Source organism: Streptomyces recifensis (genome assembly GCF_002154615.1).
Lineage (GTDB): Bacteria > Actinomycetota > Actinomycetes > Streptomycetales > Streptomycetaceae > Streptomyces > Streptomyces griseoluteus.
The window spans coordinates 1-2,755 of the sequence record NZ_MUNH01000515.1 but is presented as its reverse complement, the minus strand read 5'-3'; the positions used below and the strand labels follow the sequence as shown (position 1 = coordinate 2,755).

At 76.5% G+C, this 2,755-nt stretch carries 2 protein-coding genes and 1 pseudogene; all 3 read left to right on the top strand.

Translation table 11 applies throughout. The annotated features are described in order from the left end of the window. A pseudogene (locus CCN33_RS24610) lies at positions 1 to 1,203 on the top strand (SAV_2336 N-terminal domain-related protein); the annotation flags it as partial. Positions 1,204 to 1,243: 40 nt separating this feature from the next. Next, complete coding sequence (gene fxsA, locus CCN33_RS24605) at positions 1,244 to 1,429, top strand: FxSxx-COOH cyclophane-containing RiPP peptide (protein WP_086695674.1); 186 nt, start codon at positions 1,244 to 1,246, stop codon at positions 1,427 to 1,429. Positions 1,430 to 1,566: 137 nt separating this feature from the next. Then, positions 1,567 to 2,712 (top strand): FxsB family cyclophane-forming radical SAM/SPASM peptide maturase, encoded by a 1,146-nt coding sequence (locus CCN33_RS24600; RefSeq protein ID WP_086695673.1) that lies wholly within the window; start codon positions 1,567 to 1,569, stop codon positions 2,710 to 2,712. Positions 2,713 to 2,755: the final 43 nt, after the last annotated feature.

Sequence of the window (2,755 nt, the reverse complement as noted above, 5' to 3'; positions counted from 1 at the left end):
GTGAGCCGGAGCGCCTGCGCAGCCCCCGGCCTGGAGCCCGCGCAGGCGCTCCGGCTCACGCTGGAGCGGGTCGGCGCGCTGGAGGCGCAGTGGCGGCTCGGCGGGGACAGCGCGCTGCTCCAGGGCGCGGTCGGCATGCTGGAGGCGTTCGCCGACATCTGGCCCGACCGCGGACACCGCCCGCCCGAACTGCCCCTGGCCCACGGCAAGCTCCTGCTCCGCCTGGCCGACGCCACCCCCGACCCGGTACAGGCACGGGGTTACGCGGCCCAGGCGGCCGGCTCGCTCCGTGACGCGCTGGCGGCCGGCGAGGGCGGGGGCCGTGAACCGACGCTGATCCGGCTGGATCTGGTCGACGCCCTCCTCCGCTCCGGCGGTGACCTCGCCGAGGCCCGGGAACGCGTCGACGCCGCGCTCGCCACGACCACCGGACGGGCCCTGCGCGCCCAGCTCCACGTCAGGGCAGGCCGGATCGGGGCCGCCCGGTACGCCGAGACGGGTGATCCACGTGAACTCCGCGACGCGGCGGAGGCGTTCGCCCGCGCGGCCGCCGACACCTCCAGGGAAGCCGCCGACTACCCCGACGTCCTCGCCGAGTGGGGCGAGGTGCTGCTGCGCCGGGCCGACGCCGAGAGCGGGGAGCGCGCCTGGGAGGCCCTCGCCCAGGCGATCCGCGTCCTGCGGGACTGCCGGCGCGAGACCCACACCGGCAGCCCGCACACCGCGCACCGCCTGCTGATGCTGGGCCGCGCCCTGATCCGGCGCTACCGGCTGCGCGGCGACCGGGTGGACCTGCGCGAGGCGGAGCACCTCTTCGGGCTGGCGGCGGCCGAGGCCGACGACCCGCTGCTGGCCGCGCGCTGCTCGCTGGAGCTGGGACAGGCGCAGTACGAGGCGTACCGGAGCCTGGCCCGGCCGACCCGGCTGGACGACGCGGTGGACGCCTTCCGGGCGGCGGCCGAGTCGGCGCGGGAGGCGGAGGCGGCGGCAGAGTCGGACCGCGACCGCCGGATCGCCGTCGAACTGGGCGCGCAGGCGCACCACTGGCGGGGTATGTCCTACGAAGCGGCCACCCGGCCGCGCGCGGCCCGCGACGCGTACCGCGCGGCCCGCGCCGAGTGGGCGCGGCTGCCGGAGGACAGCCTCGGCACCGGCGCCCCGACCGCCGAGGACACCGCCGGCCGGCTCGCCGGACTCGGCTGACCGGCACCGAGACCACCGAGGCACACCACGGGAGGCAGCGATGACGAGCGCGGGGGACGCGACACCCGTACCGGAGCACGGCGAGCCACTGCCGGACCTGCTCACCCTCGACCTGGAGGAACTGCGCACCCTGGACCACCCCGTACTGCGGGAGGTCCTGGACACCCTCACCGAACGGGCGGGGAAACCCGCCGAGATGCTCTGGGGCTTCAACAACTGCCTCTGATCCGGCCGCTCCTGGTCACCCGACGGCGGAATCCGGCAAGTTCCGCCGCCTTGCGTTTGGCGCCGGGCCGCGACCGGGAACGCCCCCGCACACACGGGCGAACGAGCCGCGCCCGCATCGCGGTACGGGGGTACGGGATGTCCGGGACGACCGCCGCCCCGACGCGGGCGCGACCGCGCCCCTTCCGCCAGTTCATCGTCAAGGCGCACGGCCGTTGCAACCTCGCCTGCCGCTACTGCTACCTGTACGAGGGCCCCGACCACACCTGGCGCACCCGTCCCGTCGCCGCTCCCGCCGAGGTGCTCGACCGCACAGCCGACCGCATCGCCCGGCACGCCCGCGACCACGCCCTGACCGCGCTCTCCCTCGTCCTGCACGGCGGCGAACCGCTGCTGGCCGGCGCCGGCACCCTGGCGCGCTTCACCGACACCGTCCGCGCCCGCGTGCCCGAGGGGTGCGCCGTGCACGCCACCGTGCAGACCAACGCCACCCTGCTCACCCATGACCGGGTGGCCCTCCTGGCCCGGCACGGCATCCGCATCGGCATCAGCCTCGACGGCGGGAGCGCCGCCCTCAACCACCGGCGCGTCGACCACGCCGGCCGGCCCTCCTGGCCCGCCGCGGCGCGTGGCGCGCGCCTGGTCGCCGACCACTTCGCCGAGGCGTACGCGGGAGTCCTCACCGTGGTCGACCCCACCACCGATCCCGTCGAGACGTACGAGTCCCTGCTCACCCTGCGCCCGCCCGCGCTCGACCTGCTGCTGCCCCACGGCAACTGGTCGGCCCCGCCCCCGCACGGGGGCGAGTACGGCGACTGGCTGTGCCGCGTCTTCGACCGCTGGTGGTCGGCCGGGCGGCGCGAGACGCGGGTACGGCTCTTCGAGGAGTGCCTCGCCCTGCTGCTCGGCCTGCCCGCCGCCACCGAGTCCCTGGGACTCGCCCCCTTCGACGCCGTCGTCATCGAGACCGACGGCTCCATCGAACAGGTCGACTCGCTGAAGTCGGCGTACGACGGCGCCGCCGAGACCGGGCTCGACGTGTTCCGGCACGACTTCGACCAGGCCCTCGCCCACCCCGGCGTCGCCGCCCGGCAGGCCGGGCTGGCGGGACTGGCCGGGCGCTGCCGGGCCTGCCCGCTGGTCCCGGTGTGCGGGGGCGGCCACTACGCGCACCGCTACCGCGCCGGGCACGGCTTCGACAACCCGTCGGTGTACTGCGCCGACCTGCAGCGCTTCATCCGGCACGTGGCGGCGCGGCTCGCCGAGGAAGGAGGCACCCCGTGACGGCACCGCTGGACCGCGCCCTCGCCGAACTCAGCCGCACCGG